The organism is Blastococcus sp. CT_GayMR20, from assembly GCF_004570345.1.
The window spans coordinates 1-19,787 of sequence record NZ_SPQM01000089.1; the positions used below are offsets into that span (position 1 = coordinate 1).

The following is a 19,787-nucleotide window of genomic DNA, read 5'->3' on the forward strand; positions in this document are numbered from 1 at the left end:
CACCGGCACGGGCGGCCACCTCTCCCCTCCGAGTGACCCAGGTCTGGCATCCGGAGCATCCGCGGTAACGGAGCCGTAGCGTTCCGTGACTCGAACCGGAGACGTGAAGGGCAGTGAAATGAGCGCCGAGCTGCACGTCCATGACGGGGCTGCCCGCCCCGGCAGCGCACTGGAGACGTTGCTGGCGGACGGCCGCCTCGACGAGCGGCGCCCGAACGTCGCCGGCGACCTGCCCACCGTCTTCCGGGCCGCACCGATGTTCCGCCGGTCCGTGGCCGGCTACGACCGGTTCCAGGTCGACACCTACGTCCAGTGGGCGGAGGAGGAACTGATCACCGCCGAGCGCGAGCGCGAGCACCTCCTCGCGGCGCACTCCCGCACCTGGGCCGAGCTCGAGCAGGCCCGGGCACTGCTGTCCCACTCCCCCGACGGCGGCGAGATGCTCCGTCTCTCCCCACGGATCGCGTCCATCCTCGCCGCGGCGGCCGACGAGGCCACGGGCATGCGGATGGAGGCCGACGCCGACCGGGCCGCGGCCGCCGGGCACGCGGCGCGGGTGCGTGCCGACGCCGAGGCCGAGGCCGAGGCGACGCTCGGCACGGCGACCGGTCGGGCGGAGGCACTGATCGCCGAGGCCGATCGCATCGTCGCCGACGCCGAGCAGACGAGCCGGCGAGCCCGTGTGGAGGCCGAGTCGCGCCTGGACTCCGTGCGGCAGCTGGAGCAGCGCGCCGCCGAGCAGGCCGAGCACATCCGGCAGCTGGCGCTGGCCGAGGCCGACGCGGCGCGGCTGCACGCACGGGCGGAGATCGTCCGGATGCTGAGCACCGGACGCGAGGAGCGCCGCCGGGCCGATGCCGAGGCGGCCGCGACCCGTGCGCGCCTGGACCGCGACGCAGCGGCCCGCTCCGCCTCGCTGCGGGCGGAGGTGGCCCGGCTCGAGCGCCGCCGGGCCAAGCTCCGGGCGGAGGTCGAGCTGCTCGCCGGCCAGGCCGCTCAGCCGGCCCGCGGCGGGCTGGACCTCCACCTGCACGGGCTGCTGGCGCGCTTCGGGTGGCGGCACCGGACGCTGCGGGTGCCCTGACGGAGCCGAGCGCGCGGCCCCCTACGGCCGGAGGACCGCGACGGCGTCGTCCCCCGGGCCGCGACCGCGTCGCGCCCGGGCGGCACCGGCCAGTTCCGCCAGCATCGCCTCCGTGGTGCCGAGGTCGACGCAGGCGTCGGTGACGCTGACGCCGTACTCCAGCGCGCCGGGATGCCGCTGGTCGAGGTTCTGCCGGCCGGCGACGAGGTTGCTCTCCAGCATCACCCCGCGGATGGCCGGCTCACCGCCGCCGATCTGACCGGCCAGGTCGTGGACCACCTCGATCTGGCGCAGGTGGTTCTTCCGGCTGTTGCCGTGGGAGGCGTCCACCACGACGACCTCCGGGAGCCCGCGCGCCCGGAGCCGGGCCCGCGTGTCGGCGATGTGCGCGGCGGAGTAGTTCGGGCCCGACGTGTCGCCGCGCAGGATGACGTGGCCGGTCTCGTTGCCGGTCGTCGACAGCTGGGCGGTCATCCCGTGCCGGTCGACACCGAGGAACTCGTGCCCGGACCGGGCGGCGATCACGGCCTGGACCGCGGCCTCGATGCTGCCCTCCGGTGAGTTCTTGAACCCCACGACCGCCGAGAACCCGGAGACCCGCTCGCGGGCGGTCTGGTCGGTGACGTTCCGCGCGCCGACGCCGTTGTAGGTGACGAGGCCGTCGACGTACTGCGGCGTCAGCGCGTTCAGCGGTTCGGCGGCGACCGGTACGCCCATCGCGGTGATGCGTCCCATGAGCAGCCGGGTCGCGATCAGTCCGACGCTGATGTTGTTCGATCCGTCGAGGTAGGGGTCGTAGGCGAAGCCCTTCCAGTCCACCTCGGTCCGCGGCTTCTCGGTGTAGGTCCGCATCACGATCTCGAGGTCGTCGCCGTGCCGGTCCCGCATGCGACGGAGGAAGCCGGCGTACTCCAGCGTGGCGGCCGGGTCGTGGATCGAGCACGGGCCCGCGATGACGGCCAGCCGGTCGTCGGCACCGCTGACGATGTCGGCCATCGCCCTGCGTCCGGCGCGGGTGGTGGCGGCCGACGCCGCCGAGAGCGGCAGGACCGTCGCGACGGCCTCGGGGGTGACGACCACGTCGAGGCTCACGATCCGCGTGTTCGTCAGGCCCGAGAGGTCGACCGGCTCGGGGTCCGGGTAGCCCAGCTGTCGCCGCACCTCCGGGAGCAGCTCCGACTGCGTGGCGTCCATCTGGTCGTTCACCCGGCGCTGCACGTCCAGCAGGCGGTCGGCGATGCTCCTCGCCACGTCCAGGATCCCGTCGGCGGGGATGTCGGCCTGTGGTGGCATCGCTGCGTGCTCCTCGGTGTGGTGCCGTGCAGGGACCGGTCGCCCCTGCGCAGTCGAGGGTAGGCAGGGCGCCGTCCGCCGATCGCCGCCGAGGGCTGTCGGGAGGCCGCGCTCGGGCGTAGCGTCGTCGGCACTGTGGACTGGCTCACGGTCGAGGTCTTCGACGGCGGGATCCCCGCCGCCGCGTGGGCGCGCGCGTGGCAGGACCTGCTCACCGAGGCCGCCGTCTCCCGCGGGGCAGTGTTCTGGGACGAGCACGAGCACCGGTGGGGCGTCGTCCTGGAGTTCGCATTCGACGACGAGCGCCGCCGCGACGCCTTCCGGCAGTCGCCGGTCCTCCGGGCCGCCCTCGACGCCGCTCCCGACCCGGTGCACGGCATCGCGCTCTACCCGCACCGCGGGGGCGGGTCGGGGAGCCGGCAGCCGCGCCGTCCCCGCCCGGTCACGGCCGGCGGCTCGGCCGCTCTCCCGGAGCCGCAGGACGACCTGTTCCTGCGGTGCCCTCCGGGAGGGGCCGAGGACACCGCTCAGGTGACGGTGAACCGACCGTTCATGCTCGGGTGCGGATCGCACAGGTAGCGGTAGCCGCCCGGCTCGAAGGTGACCACCCAGAGGGTCTCGACCTTCTCGGTGGGGCCGGTCCGCTCGTCGACGGCCCCGTCCCCGCCGCTGAGGTGGAAGTTGTGGACCGCGGTCGGGTCCGAGACCTCGATGTTGTACTCGCCGGCCGCCAGCTCGGTCACCGGTTCGCCGTCCTCGTCGACCAGGGCGATCTCGAACGCGTCCGGGGACTCCTCGGTGCCGACGGTCGCCCGCAGGGTCGGCGCGCCCTCGGCGCGGGTGACCTCGGGTTCCCCGTCGCCCGAGCCGCAGGCGGCGACGAGGAGCAGCAGCGCCAGCGCGGGTGCGAGTGGACCTCTGGTCATCCCCCGTCCCTTCGTCGTGAGGACTGGCCGCACGGACCCTGTCTACTCCCCTCGCCAGCTTCACGGACGTGGTCGGCAACCGGTTCACCGGCAACGGCTACCCGAAGGTGAACGCGTAGGCCTCGGCGCCCGGCTCCTCGAAGGTGATCTCCAGCGTCCGGTCGCGGACGCCGTCCCGCTGCCGCACGAGCTGGTACAGGCGGCCCTCGCGGAGCATTCCCGTCCCGTCCTCCCCGACGTCCACGCCGGAGGACCGACCGGGGACCTCGCCGTCCAGCAGCACGCGGAACGGGACCGGTCCGCGCGTACCCGGCGACAGCACGAGATGGGCATCGCGGGCGGAGAAGCGGTAGGCGATGCTGCCGCCGGCCCGGTCCAGCACGACGCACTCCGGCCCGATCGTCCACTCGCCGTCCAGCGCCCAGTGGTTGAGCCGCAGGTCCTCGGGGAGCTCGTAGCCGTGCCGCCGGTCGAACGCAGCGCCCTGCGCGGAGGCGAAGTGGTCGCCGCGCTGGAAGCCGAGATACGTCTCCGGCGTCCGCAGGTGGTCCCAGTCGGCCTCGGCCTCCACGCCGACGCCCACGACGGAGACGGGCTCGCGGTCGATCCCGAGCAGCCGCTGGATGCTGCGCTCGGACTCCTCGTACCGTCCCTCGCCGAAGTGGGAGTCGCGGATGATGCCCTCGGCGTCGACGAAGTAGAGCGCCGGCCAGTAGTGGTTGTCGAAGGCGCTCCAGATCGCGTAGTCGTCGTCCACGGCGACCGGGAAGTCCAGCGCCCGCTGCTGCGTCGCGAGCCGCACGCCCTCGATCCGGTGCTCGAAGGAGAACTCCGGCGTGTGGACCCCGACGACGATCAGCCCGTCGTCCCGGTAGGCCTGCGACCAGGCGCGGACCCAGGGCACGGTCCGCAGCCAGTTGATGCAGGTCAACGTCCAGAAGTCCACGAGGACGACGTGTCCGCGCAGGGCGTCCGGGTCGAGCGGTCCGGAGTTGACGTACCCGGTCGCCCCGGTGAGCGGCGGCATGTGCAGACGTGTGAACATCCGGTTCCTCCCTGGGAGCGTGCGGCGCCAGGAGGAACACTCGCGCCCGGCGCAGCCGCCTCGCACCAGGGAGAGACCCTGGTCGGTGCCCCGACCCCGGACCGGCCGGCCGGTCCGGGAGCCGTTCGCCCCTGTCGGCCGAGCACCGTCGGGTGTCGGATGGGTCGGCCCCGTGGGCTCCCCGGGGGCACCGGAGGTGCCTGCATGTCATCGAGCGGTGCGCGGACCGTCCTCCTGGGACGGCGGAGCGAGTGCGAGGCCCTGAGCGGTCTGCTGGCCGCCGCCAAGGCGGGCCGCAGCCAGGTCCTGGTGCTGCGGGGCGAGGCCGGGGTGGGCAAGACGGCGCTGCTGGAGTTCCTCCTGGAGCGGGCAGCGGGATGCCGGGCGGCCCGGGCGGCCGGGGTCGAGTCGGAGATGGAGCTGCCCTTCGCCGGCCTGCAGCAGCTCTGCAGCCCGTACCTCGACCGGCTGGGCTCGCTGCCCGTGCCGCAGCAGGAGGCGCTCGCGACCGCGTTCGGACTGCGGTCGGGCAGCGCGCCGAGCCGCTTCCTCGTGGGGCTGGCGGTGCTGACCCTGCTCGCGGAGGTGTCGGAGGAGCGGCCGCTGCTCTGCCTCGTGGACGACGCCCAGTGGCTCGACCACGCGTCGGCCCAGGCACTCGAGTTCGTCGCGCGCCGGCTGGCGGCCGAGTCCGTGGCCATGGTCGTCGCCGTCCGCGAGTCCGACGAGGAGCATCCCTTCGCCGGTCTCCCCGAGCTCCCCGTCCGGGGCCTCGGTGGTGTGGACGCGGCGGCGCTGCTGCACTCCGCCGTGTCGGGCACGCTGGATCCCCGGGTCCGCGACCGCATCCTGGCGGAGAGCCACGGCAACCCGCTGGCCCTCCTCGAGCTGCCGCGCGGGGCCACCACGGCGGAGCTGGCCTTCGGCAGCGCCCCCGCCGCGTCCGCGAGGCCGCTCGTGCACCGGCTCGAGCAGGGCTTCCTGCGCCAGGTCATCCCGATCCCGCGGCAGTCCCGGCGGCTGCTGCTGACCGCAGCGGCGGAGCCCGTGGGAGACGTCCCCCTCCTGTGGCGCGCCGCCGAGCGGCTCGGCATCGGGACCGACGCGGCGGCCGCGGCCGAGGCGTCGGGACTGATCCAGCTGCGCGACGGGGTCCGGTTCCGGCATCCGCTCGTCCGTTCCGCGGTCTACCGCTCGGCGACGCCCGCGGAACGGCGGGACGTCCACCGCGCGCTGGCCGAGGTCACCGACGCCGAACTGGATCCCGACCGCCGGGCCTGGCACCGCTCCAGCGCCGCCGTGGGCCCGGACGAGGACGTCGCCGCGGAGCTCGAGCGGTCGGCCGGCCGGGCGCTGGCGCACGGCGGGCTGGCCGCCGCGGCCGCGTTCCTCGAGCAGGCGGCGGCGCTCACGCCCGATCCGGTCCGGCGCGGACGGCGCTCCCTCGACGCCGCCCGGGCCAAGATGCACGCCGGGGCCTTCGACGACGCCGGGGGCCTGGTGGCGACCGCCGAGGAGGGACCGCTCGGGGAGGCCGAGACGGCGGAGATCGACCTGCTGCGGGCGGAGATGTCCTTCGCGGCGAACCGTGGCAACGAGGCGCTGCCGCTGCTGCTGGCGGCTGCCCGCCGGCTCGAACCGCTCGACGCGCGGGTCGCCCGTGACACCTACCTGGACGCGTTCTCCGCCGCCCTGTTCGCCGGGCGCCTGGCCGAGGGCGCCGGCGCGCGCCAGGTCGCCGAGGCCGTGCGAAGCGCACCCCAGCCCGAGGTGTGGCAGAAGGGCGACTCGCTGCTCGAGGCACTCGCCGTCCTGTTCACCGACGGCTACGCGCCGGCCGCACCGCTGGCCCGCCGCGCGGTGCAGGCCTACGCCGGCGAGGACTTCACGATGGACGAGGCACTGCGCTCGGCCTGGTTGGCGGCGGCGGCCGCGGCCTCGCTGTGGGACGACGCCTGCTGGGACGCCCTCACCCGCCGGCACCTGGACACCGCCCGCGAGGCCGGCGCCCTCAGCGCGCTGCCCCTGGCGCTCACCACCCGGACGGTCGTGCACCTGTTCACCGGCGATCTGGGTGCCGCCGTCTCCCTGGTGGACGAGACGCGGTCGGTCGCCGAGGCGACGGGGAGCACCCTGGCCCCCTACGGCACGATCGGCCTGCTCGCCCTGCAGGGCAACGCCGACCTGGCCGAGCCGCTCATCCAGCGGTGTCTCGACGACGTCCTGGCCCGGGGCGAGGGCGTGGGCATCAACATGGCCCTGTGGGCGCGTGCCGTCCTGAGCAACGGCCTCGGCCGGTACGCGGAGGCGCTGCGCGCGGCCCAGGTGGCGGCCGAGGTCCCCCTGGAGCTGGGGCCCCCGAAGTGGGCCCTGGCCGAGCTGGTGGAGGCGGGTGTCCGCGCGGGCGACCTGACAGCGGCGGTCGGCGGGTTCGAGGAACTCTCGGCGATGACGGCGGCCAGCGGGACGGACTGGGCGCTCGGGATCGAGGCGAGCCGAGGGGCCCTCCTGCACGAGGGGGCGGCCGCCGAGGAGCTGTACCGCGAGGGCATCGACCGCCTCGCGCGCACGTCGGTCGCTGTCGAGCTCGCCCGGGCACGGCTGCTCTACGGCGAATGGCTGCGGCGCGAGGGGCGCCGCGTCGACGCCCGCAGGCAGCTGCGCACCGCCCACGAGGCGCTCACCGCGATGGGCGTCGGCGCGTTCGCCGAGCGCGCGCGGCACGAACTGCTGGCCACCGGGGAGACGGTCCGGAAGCGCTCCGTGGAGACGACCGGCGAGCTCACCGCCCAGGAGGCGCACATCGCACGTCTGGCGGCGCAGGGACTCACGAACCCCGAGATCGGTGCTGCGCTCTTCATCAGCCCGCGGACGGTGGAGTGGCATCTGCGCAAGATCTTCGCGAAGGTCGGGGTGACGACCCGCCGGGACCTGCGGCGGGTCCTCCGGGACGTCGAGCGCACCGTTACCTAGAACGCGGCGACGTCGGTGCGCAGGCCCCGCTGCGGCCCTGAGAAGGACGACCGGTCGCCGGCGTCCCAGGCCTCACGGAGCCCCGGCCGCGCGAGGTCCCAGTCCGGGCGGACCTCGGCCGTGGCCGCGCGCAGGTCGCGCCAGAGGTCGTCCACCGACGGCCGGCCCCAGAACCAGTAGCCGTCGTAGACGTTGTGGATCACCAGCCCCGGATTGAGCACGAGCGTGTGCGGGATCATCGGGTCGTTCGTGGGATCGGTGTACTCCTGGATGTCGAGGTCCCGTTGCACGATCCGCCCAGGGTCGGACAGGAAGGTCCACCGAGCGCCGACCGACGCACGGAACTCCTGCATCGTGCGGCGCTCGTCTGTCGAGATCGTCGCGATCTGCGTGCAGGCCACCGCGATCTTCGACTGGAAGGCGGCCAGCTCGAGGTGCTGCTGGTGCTCCCCCGGGCAGTAGTGACCGCGGGTCAGCGTCAGGATCATCGGGTCGCGGCCCTGCAGCTCGCCGAGCGTGCGGACGACACCGGACTGGTCGGGCAGCGCGTAGTCGGGGAAGACCCCGCCGGGGACGATGTCGTTCCGCATGGCGGCACCGCCCCCTTCCGAGGTCGCCGCCGGACGGCGATCTCCCCCGTCGACTGTCGCGGCAGCGGGCGGACCTCGCCCCAGGGAGACCCCCTGGTCGCGCGGCGCCCGTGCGGTCGGGCGGCCTCCAGCGCGGTGCAGACCAGTGAGACTCACGGGCGCGACGCGCGCGCCGGGCGTGCACCGTGGTCCCCCCGGCATCGACCAGGCGCCGGCCCGGCAGGGACGAGGACCACCCATGGACGTCACCAGCCTGACCGGTCTCCTCCAGGAGGCCGAGGAGCACCACGGTCACTACGAGGCGACCGCACCGCCGCACCACTGGTCCTCGTGGTACGCCGCCTTCATCCTGGCGCGGGACGAGGGCCGCACGCCCGAGGAGGCCGTCGTCGACGCCGGGCGGCACATGGACACCGTCCTCGCGGGCAGCAGCAGCTAGGCGCCGGCCTCCCCACCTGTCCGCCCATCCCCGACGGAGGTCGCCATGTCCCGCACCCTGATCGCCCGCCTCGCCACCTCGGCGGGCGCGGCCGTCGTCCTGCTGCTCGCCGGGTGCGGCGGCGAGGACTCCGGGGCAGACACGTCGTCGGGCGCGAGCGCCGCGACGAGCGGCGACGAGGAGACGGGCGCATCCGGCGGCGGCGACTTCTGCGAGCAGGCCGCCGGGATCGAGGAGCGGGTGGAGTCGGCCATGTCCGACCTGGACGACGAGAGCCCCTCCGTACCGGATGCCTTCACCCAGGTCGCCGAGGAGCTGCGCGCCATCGAGGCGCCCGATGCGATCGCCTCGGACTGGGATGCGATGGCCGCGGGTCTCGACCGGATGGCCGAGGCGTTCGCGGACTTCGACATCACCGACCCCGACTCACTGGCGGCCGTCGACGAGGCCGAGGGCGATCTGACCACGGCGAGCACCAACGTGGAGGACTACCTCCGCGACGAGTGCGGGATCGAGCCCTAGGTCTCGTCGGTCAACGGCCGGTGCGGTCCCGGTAGCGCGCGGCGCGCTTCGCCGCGGCGGCCCGCTTGCGCTCGCTCTCCCGTTGCTGCCGGCCCAGACCGGCCCGCTCGCGGTGCGCGGTTGCCGTCCCCGCCGGGTAGCCGGCCTTGACGACGCGGTTCTCGGTGGTCTCGGGCATGTAGGCCAGGGAATAGAAGAGTGCCAGCGCCAGGCCTCCCCCGGCCGCCGCGAGGCGCAGCCCCCACCCGGCGGGCAGCAGGAGCATCACCAGGGCGATCGGGAGGGCGACCTGGACCAGGCTGCGCGCGATGTGGCGCAGCCACCAGGTGCTCGTCGTCGTGTCGTGCAGCACCCAGCCCCGGTGCCGGGCGGGAAGTCCGCCCCCGAGCGCATACCACAGCCACCGGTGCGGAGCCGGCCGGACGACGGGCTCGGCGCCCTCTGCTTCGTGGTCTGTCACGACGGCTCGCTCCTGGTCGGTGAGGCGCATGCCTTCATGGTCCCCCATACGCAGGGTGGACCAAAGGTTGGGGGGCCAAGTGTTGCCGACGGCACACCGGTCGTCCTGCTGTCAGGCGACCGAGGCCTCGGCGTCGGCGTCCCGTCGGTCCGAGAGCGCCCGCTGGGAGGCGGCGATCACCTCGGTCAGCGCCCCGTGGAGCGACATCAGCTCCTCGACCGGCAGGCCGAGGCGCTCGACGATGCCGGCGGGGATCGTCTCGGCTTCCGCGCGCATCGCCCTGCCCTTCGCGGTCAGTGCGAGGGCAAGGTTCCGCTGGTCCTTCGCATCCCGCTCCCGGCGCAGGAGGCCGGCCGCCTCGAGCCGCTTCAGCAGCGGTGACAGGGTGCCGGGGTCGAGCTGCAGCAGGCCGGACAACTCCTTCACCGACAGCGGCTCGCGCTCCCACAGCGCCAGCATGACGAGGTACTGCGGATGGGTCAGGCCGAGCGGCTCGAGGACCGGCCGGTAGACGGCGACCACGTTGCGGGCCGCGACGGACAGCGCGAAGCAGACCTGCCGGTCGAGGGCCAGGAGGTCGTCCGGAGCGAGCGCCTCATCTGTCGTCACACCCCGAGCATAGGAGCCGTGGCGCACCAAGCATTGGGCGGCGAAGCGTTTCTCCGGCCGCCGGATGACCTGCCCCCGGCGGCTGGAGTAGAAATCGGGGGCAGTCCTGTCCGCCGCACGCGCAGCCGACCGCCCGGAGTGACCAGTGACCCAGTCCGCCTCTGTCCGCGACACCCCCGTGCTGCCGTCCTACGCGAGCGGTACCTCGAGCCTTCCGCTGCTGGGCGACACGATCGGGGCGAACCTCGACCGGACGACGGCCCGCCTGGGCGATCACGAAGCTCTGGTGGAGTGCGTCACCGGCCGGCGCTGGACCTATCCGGAATTCGTGGCCGAGGTGGACGCGGCCGCGCTGGGGCTGGATGCGCTGGGCGTGCGGAAGGGCGACCGGGTCGGCATCTGGGCGCCGAACTGCGCGGAGTGGGCGTTCGTCCAGTACGGGACGGCGAAGCTGGGCGCGATCCTGGTCAACATCAACCCGGCCTACCGCACGCACGAGCTGTCCTACGTGATGAGGCAGGCCGGCATCTCCGTGCTCGTGTCGGCGCCGGCGTTCAAGACCAGCGACTACCGCGCCATGGTGGCCGAGGTCCGGGGCGACTGCCCCGACCTTCGTGAGGTCCTCTTCCTCGGCGATCCGCAGTGGCAGGAACTGCTGGACGTCGGCCGGCGCGGCGACAGGGACCTGCTCGCGCGCCGCCAGGCGGAGCTCTCGGCCGACGACCCGATCAACATCCAGTACACCTCGGGGACGACGGGCTTCCCGAAGGGCGCCACCCTGACCCACCACAACCTGCTCAACAACGGCTTCTTCGTCGGCGAGGGCTGCGGCTACACCGAGGCCGACCGGATCTGCGTCCCGGTCCCCTACTACCACTGCTTCGGCATGGGCATGGGCAACCTGGCCGCCACCTCGCACGGCGCCACCGTCGTCATCCCCGCGCCCGGGTTCGACCCCGCCTTGACGCTGAAGGCAGTGCAGGACGAGCGGTGCACGTCGCTGTACGGCGTCCCCACGATGTTCATCGCCGAACTGGCCCTGCCGAACTTCGCCGACTACGACCTCTCCACCCTGCGCACCGGGATCATGGCCGGCTCCCCCTGCCCCGTGGAGGTCATGAAGCGCGTGGTGAGCGAGATGGGGATGACCGAGGTGACCATCTGCTACGGCATGACCGAGACCTCACCGGTGTCCACGCAGACCGGCGCCGACGACGACCTCGACCGCCGCACCTCCACCGTGGGCCGCGTGCACCCGCACCTGGAGGTGAAGGTCGTCGACCCGGCCACCGGGCTGACCGTGCCTCGGGGGGAGACCGGCGAGTTCTGCACCCGCGGCTACTCGGTGATGCTCGGCTACTGGGACGAGCCGGAGAAGACCGCCGAGGTCATCGACGCCGCGCGCTGGATGCACACAGGCGACCTCGCCGTCATGGACTCCGAGGGCTACCTCAACATCGTCGGCCGGATCAAGGACATGGTCATCCGCGGAGGGGAGAACGTGTACCCGCGGGAGATCGAGGAGTTCCTCTACACGCACCCGGACGTCGTCGACGCCCAGGTCATCGGCGTCCCGGACGAGCGCTACGGCGAGGAGCTCATGGCCTGGGTCCGCCTGCGCGAGGGCGCCGAGCCGCTCACGGCCGAGGCGGTCCGGGAGTTCTGCGCCGGCAAGCTCGCCCACTACAAGGTGCCCCGTTACGTGAAGGTCGTCGAGGAGTTCCCCATGACCGTCACCGGCAAGATCCGCAAGATCGAGATGCGTGAGGTCTCGGTCGAGGAGCTCGGCCTCCAGTCCGCGGCCGCCGTCAGGAACGCGTGATGCCGGTCCGCCTCCCCCCGCTGCCCACGATGGTCGTCGGCAGCCTGCCCCAGCCCGACTGGCTGATCGACCGCGACCGGCTGGGCCACCAGTTCCCACCGCGGGTCCGGGCTGCGGAGCTGTGGCGCGTCCCTGAGCGGTTCCTGCAGGAGGCCCAGGACGACGCCACCCTCGCCGCGGTGCGCGCGCAGGAGGAGGCCGGGCTGGACGTGGTGACCGACGGGGAGATCCGCCGGGAGTCCTACTCCAACCACTTCGCCACGGCGCTGGAGGGCCTCGACCTCGAGCACCCGGGGACGGTCCGCAACCGCTCGGGGGTCGACATCCCGGTGCCGCGGGTGACCGGCGAGATCCGCCGGCCGGCACCGGTGCAGGTGGAGGACGTCCGCTTCCTGCGCGCGCACACCGACCGCGCGGTCAAGATGACGGTCCCGGGGCCGTTCACCATGGCGCAGCAGGCGCAGGACGAGCACTACCGGGACGACCGCGCCCTGGCGCTGGCGTACGCCGACGTCGTCCGTGCGGAGATCGCCGACCTGTTCGCCGCCGGCGCGGACATCGTGCAGATCGACGAGCCCTGGCTGCAGGCGCGGCCGGAGGTGGCCCGACGCTACGGTGCCGAGGCGGTCACCCGGGCCATCGAAGGCGCTGCCGGGCCCGTGCACGTGCACCTGTGCTTCGGCTACGCCGCGATGGTCTCCGAGCGGCCGGAGGGGTACTCGTTCCTGGCCGAGCTGGCCGACACCCCGGCCGACGCGGTCTCGATCGAGACGGCTCAGTCGCACCTCGATCCGGTCACCCTGCATCCCCTCCGCGGGAAAGGCATCGCCCTGGGAGTGCTCGACCTCTCGACGCCGGACGTGGAGAGCCCGGCCACGGTCGCGGACCGGGTGCGGCGGGCGCTCGACCACGTCGACGTGGACCGGCTGGCGCTGTCCAGCGACTGCGGGCTGAAGTACCTCCCCCGGGCCTCGGCCGCCGGCAAGATGCGCGCGCTCGCCGAGGCCGCGGAGATGGTGCGGGCCGAGCTCTAGTACGTCCCCGCCGGTACAGCGGTGCCAGCCGGTAGCTGGGTGAGGGTGACCGGGACGGACGACTCAGGCCACGGTGATCACGACCTTGCCGCGCGCATGCCCCCCTTCCACGTCGCGCAGCCCGGCAGCCGCGTCCGCCAGCGGATACGTGCGGCCCACCACCGGCGTGAGCTTCCCGGCGTCGATGAGTGCGGTGACGGCGAGCAGGTGCTCCCGCGTCCAGGTGTCCGGGAGGGGCCGCAGTCGCTGTCGGACGACGGCGTTGACGGCGACGATGCGCAGGATCGCCCCGATCGGCCCGAGCAGTCGCCCCTCGGGCGGCCCGCCGGCGTTGCTCACCAGGGTTCCGGTCGGGGTCACGGCGCGTCGGAGCCGGCGCAGGGGATGGTTGCCCACGTTGTCCTGGACGACGTCGTACTGCACGCGCCCGTCGGTGAAGTCCTCGGAGGTGTAGTCGATGACGTGCGCCGCACCGATCGACCGCACCAGCTCGACGTTGGCGGCGCTGCACACACCGGTCACCTCGGCGCCCATCGCCGTGGCGATCTGCACGGCGAAGCTGCCGACCCCACCCGACGCGCCGTTGATCAGGACCCGGTGCCCGGCGCGGACCCGGCCGACGTCCCGGATCGCGCGCAGGGCGGTCTGTCCGGCCATGTGGACGCCGGCGGCCTGCTCGAAGCTCAGCCGTGCGGGCTTGGGCACGACCTTGTCCGCCTCGGCGCGGGCGTACTCGGCGAACGCGCCCTCGAAGCGCCCGAGCACCTCGTCCCCGGGCCGCAGTCCGCGCACGTTCGCACCGACGGCCGCCACCACCCCTGCCCCGTCGACCCCGGCCACCCGCGGCTTCGGCCGGGTCAGGCCGACCGTCCCCATCAACCGGGCGACGTACGGGTCGCCCCGCATGACGTGCCAGTCGTGGGGGTTCACCGCCGCGGCGTGCACGCGGACCAGGACGTCGTCCGACCCGATCGCGGGTGGATCGGTGTCCACGAACTGCAGGACGTCCGGCGGACCGAACCGCTCCTGGACGATGGCCTTCATCGCGCTGCTCCCTCGAGCTCGACGTGGGGAACAGCAGGACCGGTGGTGATGGGTGAGGGCCGGAAGCCCTTGAAGGTCAGCCACAGGCCGAGTGACAGTTCCCAGAGGAAGATGGGAGCGAGGGCGGCGAGCGACCACACGGTGCTGTCGTCGTTGACACCGAGGATCGTGGCGATCTTGGCCGCGATGAGCAGGGGGGCTCCGATGAGACCCATCAGCGGGATGGCTCGCGGAACGAGTCCCGACCGGTACATCAGCGTGCCCAGCAGCAGTGCGTTGACGCCTGCCATCACGCCGGGTCCGACGTGGAAGGTGAAGTCGCGGACCGCGACGAGTGCCGTTCCGGCGGCGGTGAGCGAGGCGTCGTCCGCCCCGGCCGGGTCCTGTCGCAGGGCCACGACGGCGAAGAGACTCACGACGCCGACGGAGATGATCGCCGCCTCGAGCACACGCGAGGTGATGAAGCCGATCGCCAGGGTCTCGCTCTGCCTCTTGAGCACCCGGAACAGCACGACCGCGGTGCCGATGCAGGCGAGCGCATTGACCATGTCGAGGAGTCCGCCGACGAGGACACGGGTGTCGGCACCCGGGCCGAGGACGTAGCCCGGGTCGCCGAGGACGGGATCGAGGAAGTAGAAGGCCGCAGGGATCGAGGCCGCGAAGGTGACGAGGTACAGGACGCCCCCGAGGCGTGCGGTCCTCCGGTCTCTCGATGTCTGCGTCGTGCGGGCAGGAACAGCCATGACGGTCTCCTCGGTCAGGGTGCGGACAGCGACGATCTGGGAAGCGCGGCCGATCAGTTCGGGGCGAGAGCCGGAGCCGGCTCCTGTCCCGCGGAGCGCGGAAGGGCGGCGACCGCCGCGGGCCGGAACCCCTTGACGGTGAGGTAGATCCCGAGCGAGAGCTCCCACACGGCGATCGGGATGAACGCGACTGCCGCGACCGGCGACACGCGGTCGATGACACCGAAGAAGATCGCGATGTCGGAGGCGAGCAGGAGAGGGGCGCCGACGAGCCCGATGGTGGGCAGGATGCGGGGCACGAGGCCCGACCGGTAGAGCACGTAGCCCAGGCAGAGCGCGTTGAAGACCGGCATCAGGCTCTGCGAGAGCAGGAACGTCCAGTCGTAGGCGGCGACCGACGTGTGGCCCGCGGTGACCAGCAAGCCCAGGTCGGCGCCCTCGGTGCCGGCGACGTCGTTGCGCAGGGTGAGCAGCGAGAGCACGTTGACGACGCCGACGACGATGAGCGTGCCCTCCACCACGCGTGCGGCGACGAACCCGAGGGCGGCGGTCTCGCTGACCCGCCTGGCCACCGGGAACAGCACGACGGCCGTGCCGATGCCGGACAGGGCGACGACGACCTCGGCGAAGGATCCCCACAGCACGCCGGTGTCGCTGCCGGCGCCCAGGACGAAGTCGGCGCCGTCCCGCACCGGCTGGAACACGATGAGCGTGGGCACCGACACGAACGTGACGAGGTACAGGATGCCGGCGGCCCGGGAGGTCCGGCGCAGGGGATCGGACGGCCGTCTCGTCGGTGCGGGGATGTGCGCGGTGGCAGTCATGTCGCGTCCTTCCAGGGGTCGGGGGAACCGGTCTCGCGCGGCTGTGGTGGCAGCGGGGTGACGGACACCAGCGGAAGGCCGGTGTCGCGCAGCGTGGAGAGCAGGCCGTGCAGCGCGGCCTGGTCGACGACCGGACCGGAGATGCTCGTCATGCCGTCGCTCTCGTGCGTCAGGGTCATTCCGTGGAACCAGGCGGCCCAGCGGGACCCGAGATGGCCGCGGACGCGGATCTCGTACCGCTCGGGCTCGACGTCCTGGCCGGTCGACATGTCGCTCTCCGTTCCTTCCGCCCGTGGCGCGAAAGGTAGGAGCGGACGTGGTGAGGCCGGATCACCACGTGTGGTGAGCGACGTGGTGATCTCCGGCCTGCGCCCCGTACGGGGCGAGCCCTCAGGCGCTGCCCGCCCGTGCCAGGAGGCCGAGCTCCTCGCCCCTGCGCACCGCTGCCCGGCGGCTGTTCACGCCGAGCTTCGCGTAGATGTTCCGGGTGTGGGTCCGGACGGTGTTCAGCGAGACGACCAGCTCCCGGGCGATCTCCGGGCCGTCCAGGTCGCTGCCGAGCAGCCGGAGGACGTCCAGCTCCCGGGTGCTCAGGGGGTCCACCAGGCCGCGCTGGACGGGTACGCCGGCCGCGGAACCGTCGACCGCGGCGAGCAGGCGGCGGGCGTACCCCGTCGCCAGGCCGCTCTTGGCAGCAGCTCGCAGCAGCACGGCCATGGCCGGGCCCTCGTCCACGAAGGTCCGGACGTAACCCTCGGGCTCCCCCAGTGCCAGCGCGCGACCCAGCGACGCGATCGCGGAGGGCAGGTCACCACGCACCTGGTGGGCGAGCGCCTGAGTCACCAGGACGTCGATGACGCTCCCGTTCCGCGATCCGTCGTCCGCCGCCGCGAGGAGGCGCTCGAGGAAGCGGCCCGCCCGGTCGAGCGAGCCCTCGTCCCGCTCGGCAGCAGACCTGGCCACCAGCGCCCGGGCGAGGGTGACGTGCTCGAACTCGTGGAGGTAGTCGAGCTCGTCGTCGGCGGTCAGACCGCGGTCCCGGGCCCATCCGAGCGCGTCGGCCCATCGTCCCTGCGCGATCCGGACGCGGGCGCGCAGGGCCGCCACCGACCGCACTTCCGGGGAGTAGTCACCGACGTACAGACGCTCGGCCTCGTCGAGCAGGGTGACGGCGGCGTCGAGATCGCCTTCGGCCGTACGGATCCGGGCCATGGCGACCCGCCAGCGATACCGGTTCTGCGGGAGGCCGCCGTGCTCGCCGAGCTCCCGGCTGAGCAGGAGCTGCTGCAGTGACGCGTCGAGATCGTCGCGTTCGCAGAGCAACTGGCTCAGGCCCACATGCATGTCCGCCGCACCTCTGAGCGGCGGATCGGACTGCTGGGCACGCCTCAGCCCCCGCTCGAAGATGCTCGTCGCCTCACGGAGACGGCCCTGCGCGAGCCGCATGTCGGCCAGCGCGATGAACCCGCCCAGGACGTCGGAGTGGTACCCGGCCCGCTCCAGGCTCGCCATCGCCTCGACGTACAGCCGGCTCGCTGCGTCGAGGTCCCCGTTCGTCCAGTGCGCGAGCCCCAGGAGGGCGGCGGGCGCTCCGCGCGCGAGATGGTCGTCCTCGTCCGCGAGGTCCAGCGCCCGCCGCGCGTGGGCCATCGTGCCTGCGACGTCACCACGGACCAGGGCCGTTCCGGCGCGGTACATCGAGATCGCGGTCGGAAGCGTCCGGAACGCGTCCTCGTCGACGACGACGATCCCGGCCGCCCGGTCGGGCGTCGGGTCCAGCCACCGCTCGGCCTGCCGCAGACGCACCTCCACGCCGTCGAGCTCGCCCCGGGCCATCAACGATCCGACGTACCCCATGGTGAGCACAGGCCGGTCGCGGAAGACCTCGTCGGGCAGGGCCTCGAGCCACCGCCGCAGCGTCGCTTCCTGCCGTGCCTGGCGGAGGGCGGGGATCGCGACCTCGACGAGTCCCGCCGCTCGCTCGACGTCACCGGCCTGGAGTGCGTGGTCGATGGCCTCCGACCGCTCGCCGGCCTGCTCGAACCACCGACTCGCGCGCTGGTGGAGGTCTCGCACGCCGTCGGCGTGCTCGTCCAGCAGGCGGGCGCGGAGAACGTCGGCGAAGAGATGGTGGTAGCGGAACCAGCGGCGGCGGTCGTCCAGCGGCACCAGGAACAGGTTGGCCCGGTCCAGGGCCTCCAGCGTGTTCTTGGCGCCGTCCCGGCCGGTGACGGCATCGCAGAGCGCGCCGTTCAGCCGGCTCAGGACCGAGGTCTGGAGGAGGAAGGTCCGGACGTCGTCGGGCTGCCGCTCGAGGACCTCCTCGACCAGGTAGTCGACGATGTAACGGTCGTCTCCGGTGAAGCTCTCGATGAAGCCGGTGACGTCCTCCCGCCCCTGCAGGGAGAGCGCCGCCAGCTGGAGCGCGGCGATCCAGCCCTCGGTCCGTGCCTCCAGCGCCGCGGCGTCGGCCGGGGTGAGCACCAGTCCCATTCCCTCGGCGAGGTAGGTCGCGGCCTCGTCGGCGGTGAAGCGGAGGTCGGCGACCCGCACCTCGACGAGATCCCCGCGGGCCCGGACACGGGCCAGCGGCAGCGGGGGGTCGGCGCGGGTCGCGAGCACCAGGTGGGCCTGCGCCGGCAGGTGGTCGAGCAGGAACGCCATCCCGTCCTGCACCGCACGCGCCTCGATGAGGTGGTAGTCGTCGAGCACCAGAAAGACGTCGTCCTGCACGCCGGCGAGGTCGTTGAGCAGGCTGGAGAGGACCGTTTCGGTCGGTGCCTGGGACTCCAGGAGGGCCGATGCGCCGACGCCGACTCCCGGGACGACCGCCTGCAACGCGGCGACGACGTAGGTCCAGAAGACCACCGGGTCGTTGTCGCGGTCGTCGAGGGAGAGCCAGGCCACGGAGCGGCTCCCGGCGGCAGCGGCCAGCCACTCGGTGAGCAGGGTGGTCTTCCCGAACCCGGCCGGGGCCGACACCAGCGTCAGCGCCGCCTCCGCCCCGCGGTCCAGTCGCTCGGTCAGCCGTCCGCGCGGAACCAGGCCGCGGCGGCCACGGGGCACGTGGAGCTTGGTCTCGAGCAGCGGACCTGCCATGACCACCTCGCCTGGGGGCCGGCTCTCGGCGGCCGGCGCGACTCGTTGCCGGCGGCGACGGCGGGCTCCGGAACCGCATCGTGTCAGCACGCAGGTCCGGATGTCGATGGGCGGGTGTCCGCCGTGCCTCAGCCGAGTGCCTGCAGCCGGCCGGTCAGGAAGTCGCGCTCGACGGCGTTCTCGGTGAGCAGCAGCGCCTCGGCGTAGGCCTCGCGCGCCTCGTCGACCCGGCCGAGCCGCCGGAGGAAGTCCGCGCGCGCCGCCGGCAGGTAGCCGTACCCGGCCAGTTGCGGCTCCCCCGCCAGCGCGTCGACGGCGGCCAGCCCCTCGCCGGCTCCTCGCGCGAACCCGACCGCGACGGCACGGTTCAGCGCGACCACCGGAGACGGCCACACGCGGGTGAGGACGTCGTACAGGGCCACGATCTCGCGCCAGTCGGTGTCGTCCCAGGACGGCGACTCGGCGTGGACGGCGGCGATGGCGGCCTGCAGCGCGTACCGCGTCGGCGGTCGCACGCGCAGCGCCTCGCGCACGAGGGCGACGCCCTCGGCGATGGCCCGGGAGTCCCACCGCGTGCGGTCCTGCTCCTCCAGCAGGAGCAGCCGGCCGTCGGGCGCCCTCCTGGTCTCGCTCCGGGCGTCGGTGAGCAGCAACAGCGCCAGCAGGCCCGCCACCGCCGGGTCCCCGGGCAGCAGCCGGCGCAACATCCGGGCCAGCTGCACCGAACGCTCGACCAGGTCGCGGCGCACCAGCTCCTCCCCCACCGGCGGCGTGTGCCCGGTCGTGAAGAGCAGGTGCAGCACGGACAGCACGGCGTCCACCCGTTGGGGCAGATCGTCGGCGGCCGGCACCCGGTAGGGGATGCGGGCGAGGAGGATCTTCTTCTTCGCGCGCGTGATCCGTGCGGCCATCGTCGGCTCGCTGACCAGGAAGGCACGCGCCACCTCCGCGGTCGACAGGCCGCACATCAGCCGGAGCGTGAGCGCGACCTGCGCCGACCGGTCCAGCGCCGGGTGGCAGCAGGTCACGATCAGCCGCAACCGGTCGTCGGGGATCTCCTTCCCCGACACGTCGTGGACGAGGTCCTCGGGTCCCGGCACGGTCTCGTCCTCGACCAGCAGAGGCAGGTGCCGGTACTCCACGCCGCGGTGGCGGAGCACGTTCAGCGCGCGGCGCTTGGCGGCCGTGGTCAGCCAGGCACCCGGTCGCGACGGGATGCCGTTGCTGCGCCAGTCGGTGAGCGCCGCAGCGAACGCGTCCTGGGCGCACTCCTCGGCGAC

The 19,787-nt window shown here is 73.4% G+C and carries 19 protein-coding genes; 7 read left to right on the plus strand and 12 right to left on the minus strand.

The window, feature by feature from the left end:
- Positions 1-103 precede the first annotated feature (103 nt).
- Positions 104-1,084: a hypothetical protein gene (locus E4P40_RS18275; RefSeq protein ID WP_167762285.1), complete on the plus strand. Its 981-nt coding sequence runs from the start codon at positions 104-106 to the stop codon at positions 1,082-1,084.
- A gap of 21 nt (positions 1,085-1,105) precedes the next feature.
- Here E4P40_RS18275 and E4P40_RS18280 read toward each other — a convergent pair whose 3' ends face one another.
- Positions 1,106-2,377, minus strand: coding sequence for a 3-deoxy-7-phosphoheptulonate synthase (locus E4P40_RS18280; protein WP_135159941.1), 1,272 nt, complete (start codon positions 2,375-2,377; stop codon positions 1,106-1,108).
- A gap of 135 nt (positions 2,378-2,512) precedes the next feature.
- Here E4P40_RS18280 and E4P40_RS18285 point away from each other — a divergent pair, with 135 nt between their 5' ends.
- Complete coding sequence (locus tag E4P40_RS18285) at positions 2,513-2,956, plus strand: hypothetical protein (RefSeq protein ID WP_209305403.1); 444 nt, start codon at positions 2,513-2,515, stop codon at positions 2,954-2,956.
- On the opposite strand, the gene E4P40_RS18290 is transcribed toward E4P40_RS18285, so the two are convergent.
- A complete protein-coding gene (locus E4P40_RS18290; protein WP_135159942.1) occupies positions 2,905-3,303 on the minus strand; it encodes a hypothetical protein in 399 nt (132 codons plus the stop codon). The two genes, E4P40_RS18285 and E4P40_RS18290, sit on opposite strands and share 52 nt — an antisense overlap.
- A gap of 97 nt (positions 3,304-3,400) precedes the next feature.
- Positions 3,401-4,348 carry a thioredoxin gene (locus E4P40_RS18295; protein ID WP_135159943.1) on the minus strand — a complete coding sequence of 316 codons (948 nt, stop codon included), beginning with the start codon at positions 4,346-4,348 and terminating at the stop codon, positions 3,401-3,403.
- A gap of 204 nt (positions 4,349-4,552) precedes the next feature.
- On the opposite strand from E4P40_RS18295, the gene E4P40_RS18300 reads away from it, so the two are divergent.
- Positions 4,553-7,321 carry a LuxR family transcriptional regulator gene (locus tag E4P40_RS18300; protein ID WP_135159944.1) on the plus strand — a complete coding sequence of 923 codons (2,769 nt, stop codon included), beginning with the start codon at positions 4,553-4,555 and terminating at the stop codon, positions 7,319-7,321.
- Here the strand turns inward: E4P40_RS18300 and E4P40_RS18305 are convergent.
- Positions 7,318-7,911 carry a redoxin domain-containing protein gene (locus E4P40_RS18305; protein ID WP_135159945.1) on the minus strand — a complete coding sequence of 198 codons (594 nt, stop codon included), beginning with the start codon at positions 7,909-7,911 and terminating at the stop codon, positions 7,318-7,320. The two genes, E4P40_RS18300 and E4P40_RS18305, sit on opposite strands and share 4 nt — an antisense overlap.
- Positions 7,912-8,149: 238 nt before the next feature.
- On the opposite strand from E4P40_RS18305, the gene E4P40_RS18310 reads away from it, so the two are divergent.
- Positions 8,150-8,350, plus strand: coding sequence for a bleomycin resistance protein (locus E4P40_RS18310; protein ID WP_135159946.1), 201 nt, complete (start codon positions 8,150-8,152; stop codon positions 8,348-8,350).
- Between the two features lie 45 nt (positions 8,351-8,395).
- On the plus strand, positions 8,396-8,872 hold the full coding sequence (locus E4P40_RS18315) for a hypothetical protein (protein ID WP_135159947.1): 477 nt from the start codon (positions 8,396-8,398) through the stop codon (positions 8,870-8,872).
- Between the two features lie 10 nt (positions 8,873-8,882).
- Here E4P40_RS18315 and E4P40_RS18320 read toward each other — a convergent pair whose 3' ends face one another.
- The gene (locus E4P40_RS18320; RefSeq protein WP_245160422.1) at positions 8,883-9,332 is read right to left on the minus strand and encodes a DUF5313 family protein; all 450 of its coding nucleotides are present in this window, start codon (positions 9,330-9,332) and stop codon (positions 8,883-8,885) included.
- 111 nt (positions 9,333-9,443) lie between these two features.
- A complete protein-coding gene (locus E4P40_RS18325) occupies positions 9,444-9,941 on the minus strand; it encodes a MarR family transcriptional regulator (protein WP_135159949.1) in 498 nt (165 codons plus the stop codon).
- Positions 9,942-10,086: 145 nt separating this feature from the next.
- Between E4P40_RS18325 and E4P40_RS18330 the strand changes: the two genes are divergently transcribed.
- Together E4P40_RS18330 and E4P40_RS18335 are read left to right on the plus strand one after the other, a co-directional pair.
- Positions 10,087-11,763, plus strand: coding sequence for an AMP-binding protein (locus E4P40_RS18330; RefSeq protein WP_280790629.1), 1,677 nt, complete (start codon positions 10,087-10,089; stop codon positions 11,761-11,763).
- Positions 11,763-12,797, plus strand: a complete 1,035-nt coding sequence (locus E4P40_RS18335) for a uroporphyrinogen decarboxylase family protein (protein ID WP_135159950.1) — start codon at positions 11,763-11,765, stop codon at positions 12,795-12,797. Before E4P40_RS18330 ends, E4P40_RS18335 begins: the two co-directional genes overlap by 1 nt.
- Positions 12,798-12,860: 63 nt before the next feature.
- Here the strand turns inward: E4P40_RS18335 and E4P40_RS18340 are convergent, their stop codons facing one another.
- The 6 genes from E4P40_RS18340 to E4P40_RS18365 all read right to left on the minus strand — a co-directional run.
- Positions 12,861-13,841 carry an NAD(P)-dependent alcohol dehydrogenase gene (locus E4P40_RS18340; protein WP_135159951.1) on the minus strand — a complete coding sequence of 327 codons (981 nt, stop codon included), beginning with the start codon at positions 13,839-13,841 and terminating at the stop codon, positions 12,861-12,863.
- Positions 13,838-14,584 carry a DUF4386 domain-containing protein gene (locus E4P40_RS18345; RefSeq protein WP_135159952.1) on the minus strand — a complete coding sequence of 249 codons (747 nt, stop codon included), beginning with the start codon at positions 14,582-14,584 and terminating at the stop codon, positions 13,838-13,840. The genes E4P40_RS18340 and E4P40_RS18345 overlap by 4 nt, the downstream gene beginning before the upstream one ends.
- A gap of 53 nt (positions 14,585-14,637) precedes the next feature.
- Positions 14,638-15,408, minus strand: coding sequence for a DUF4386 domain-containing protein (locus E4P40_RS18350; RefSeq protein ID WP_135159953.1), 771 nt, complete (start codon positions 15,406-15,408; stop codon positions 14,638-14,640).
- On the minus strand, positions 15,405-15,677 hold the full coding sequence (locus tag E4P40_RS18355) for a hypothetical protein (RefSeq protein WP_135159954.1): 273 nt from the start codon (positions 15,675-15,677) through the stop codon (positions 15,405-15,407). The genes E4P40_RS18350 and E4P40_RS18355 overlap by 4 nt, the downstream gene beginning before the upstream one ends.
- 121 nt (positions 15,678-15,798) lie before the next feature.
- Complete coding sequence (locus tag E4P40_RS18360) at positions 15,799-18,507, minus strand: LuxR C-terminal-related transcriptional regulator (RefSeq protein ID WP_135159955.1); 2,709 nt, start codon at positions 18,505-18,507, stop codon at positions 15,799-15,801.
- 128 nt (positions 18,508-18,635) lie between these two features.
- Positions 18,636-19,787 (minus strand): DUF6596 domain-containing protein (locus tag E4P40_RS18365; protein WP_135159956.1); only part of this gene is annotated, 1,152 nt, incomplete at its 5' end.

Coding starts and splice junctions, on each gene's coding strand:
- E4P40_RS18360 (WP_135159955.1), bottom strand. CDS start 18,507: ATGGCAGGTCCGCTGCTCGAGACCAAGCTCCACGTGCCCCGTGGCCGC.
- E4P40_RS18355 (WP_135159954.1), bottom strand. CDS start 15,677: ATGTCGACCGGCCAGGACGTCGAGCCCGAGCGGTACGAGATCCGCGTC.
- E4P40_RS18335 (WP_135159950.1), top strand. CDS start 11,763: ATGCCGGTCCGCCTCCCCCCGCTGCCCACGATGGTCGTCGGCAGCCTG.
- E4P40_RS18340 (WP_135159951.1), bottom strand. CDS start 13,841: ATGAAGGCCATCGTCCAGGAGCGGTTCGGTCCGCCGGACGTCCTGCAG.
- E4P40_RS18300 (WP_135159944.1), top strand. CDS start 4,553: ATGTCATCGAGCGGTGCGCGGACCGTCCTCCTGGGACGGCGGAGCGAG.
- E4P40_RS18345 (WP_135159952.1), bottom strand. CDS start 14,584: ATGGCTGTTCCTGCCCGCACGACGCAGACATCGAGAGACCGGAGGACC.
- E4P40_RS18310 (WP_135159946.1), top strand. CDS start 8,150: ATGGACGTCACCAGCCTGACCGGTCTCCTCCAGGAGGCCGAGGAGCAC.
- E4P40_RS18350 (WP_135159953.1), bottom strand. CDS start 15,408: ATGACTGCCACCGCGCACATCCCCGCACCGACGAGACGGCCGTCCGAT.
- E4P40_RS18315 (WP_135159947.1), top strand. CDS start 8,396: ATGTCCCGCACCCTGATCGCCCGCCTCGCCACCTCGGCGGGCGCGGCC.
- E4P40_RS18290 (WP_135159942.1), bottom strand. CDS start 3,303: ATGACCAGAGGTCCACTCGCACCCGCGCTGGCGCTGCTGCTCCTCGTC.
- E4P40_RS18295 (WP_135159943.1), bottom strand. CDS start 4,348: ATGTTCACACGTCTGCACATGCCGCCGCTCACCGGGGCGACCGGGTAC.
- E4P40_RS18280 (WP_135159941.1), bottom strand. CDS start 2,377: ATGCCACCACAGGCCGACATCCCCGCCGACGGGATCCTGGACGTGGCG.
- E4P40_RS18305 (WP_135159945.1), bottom strand. CDS start 7,911: ATGCGGAACGACATCGTCCCCGGCGGGGTCTTCCCCGACTACGCGCTG.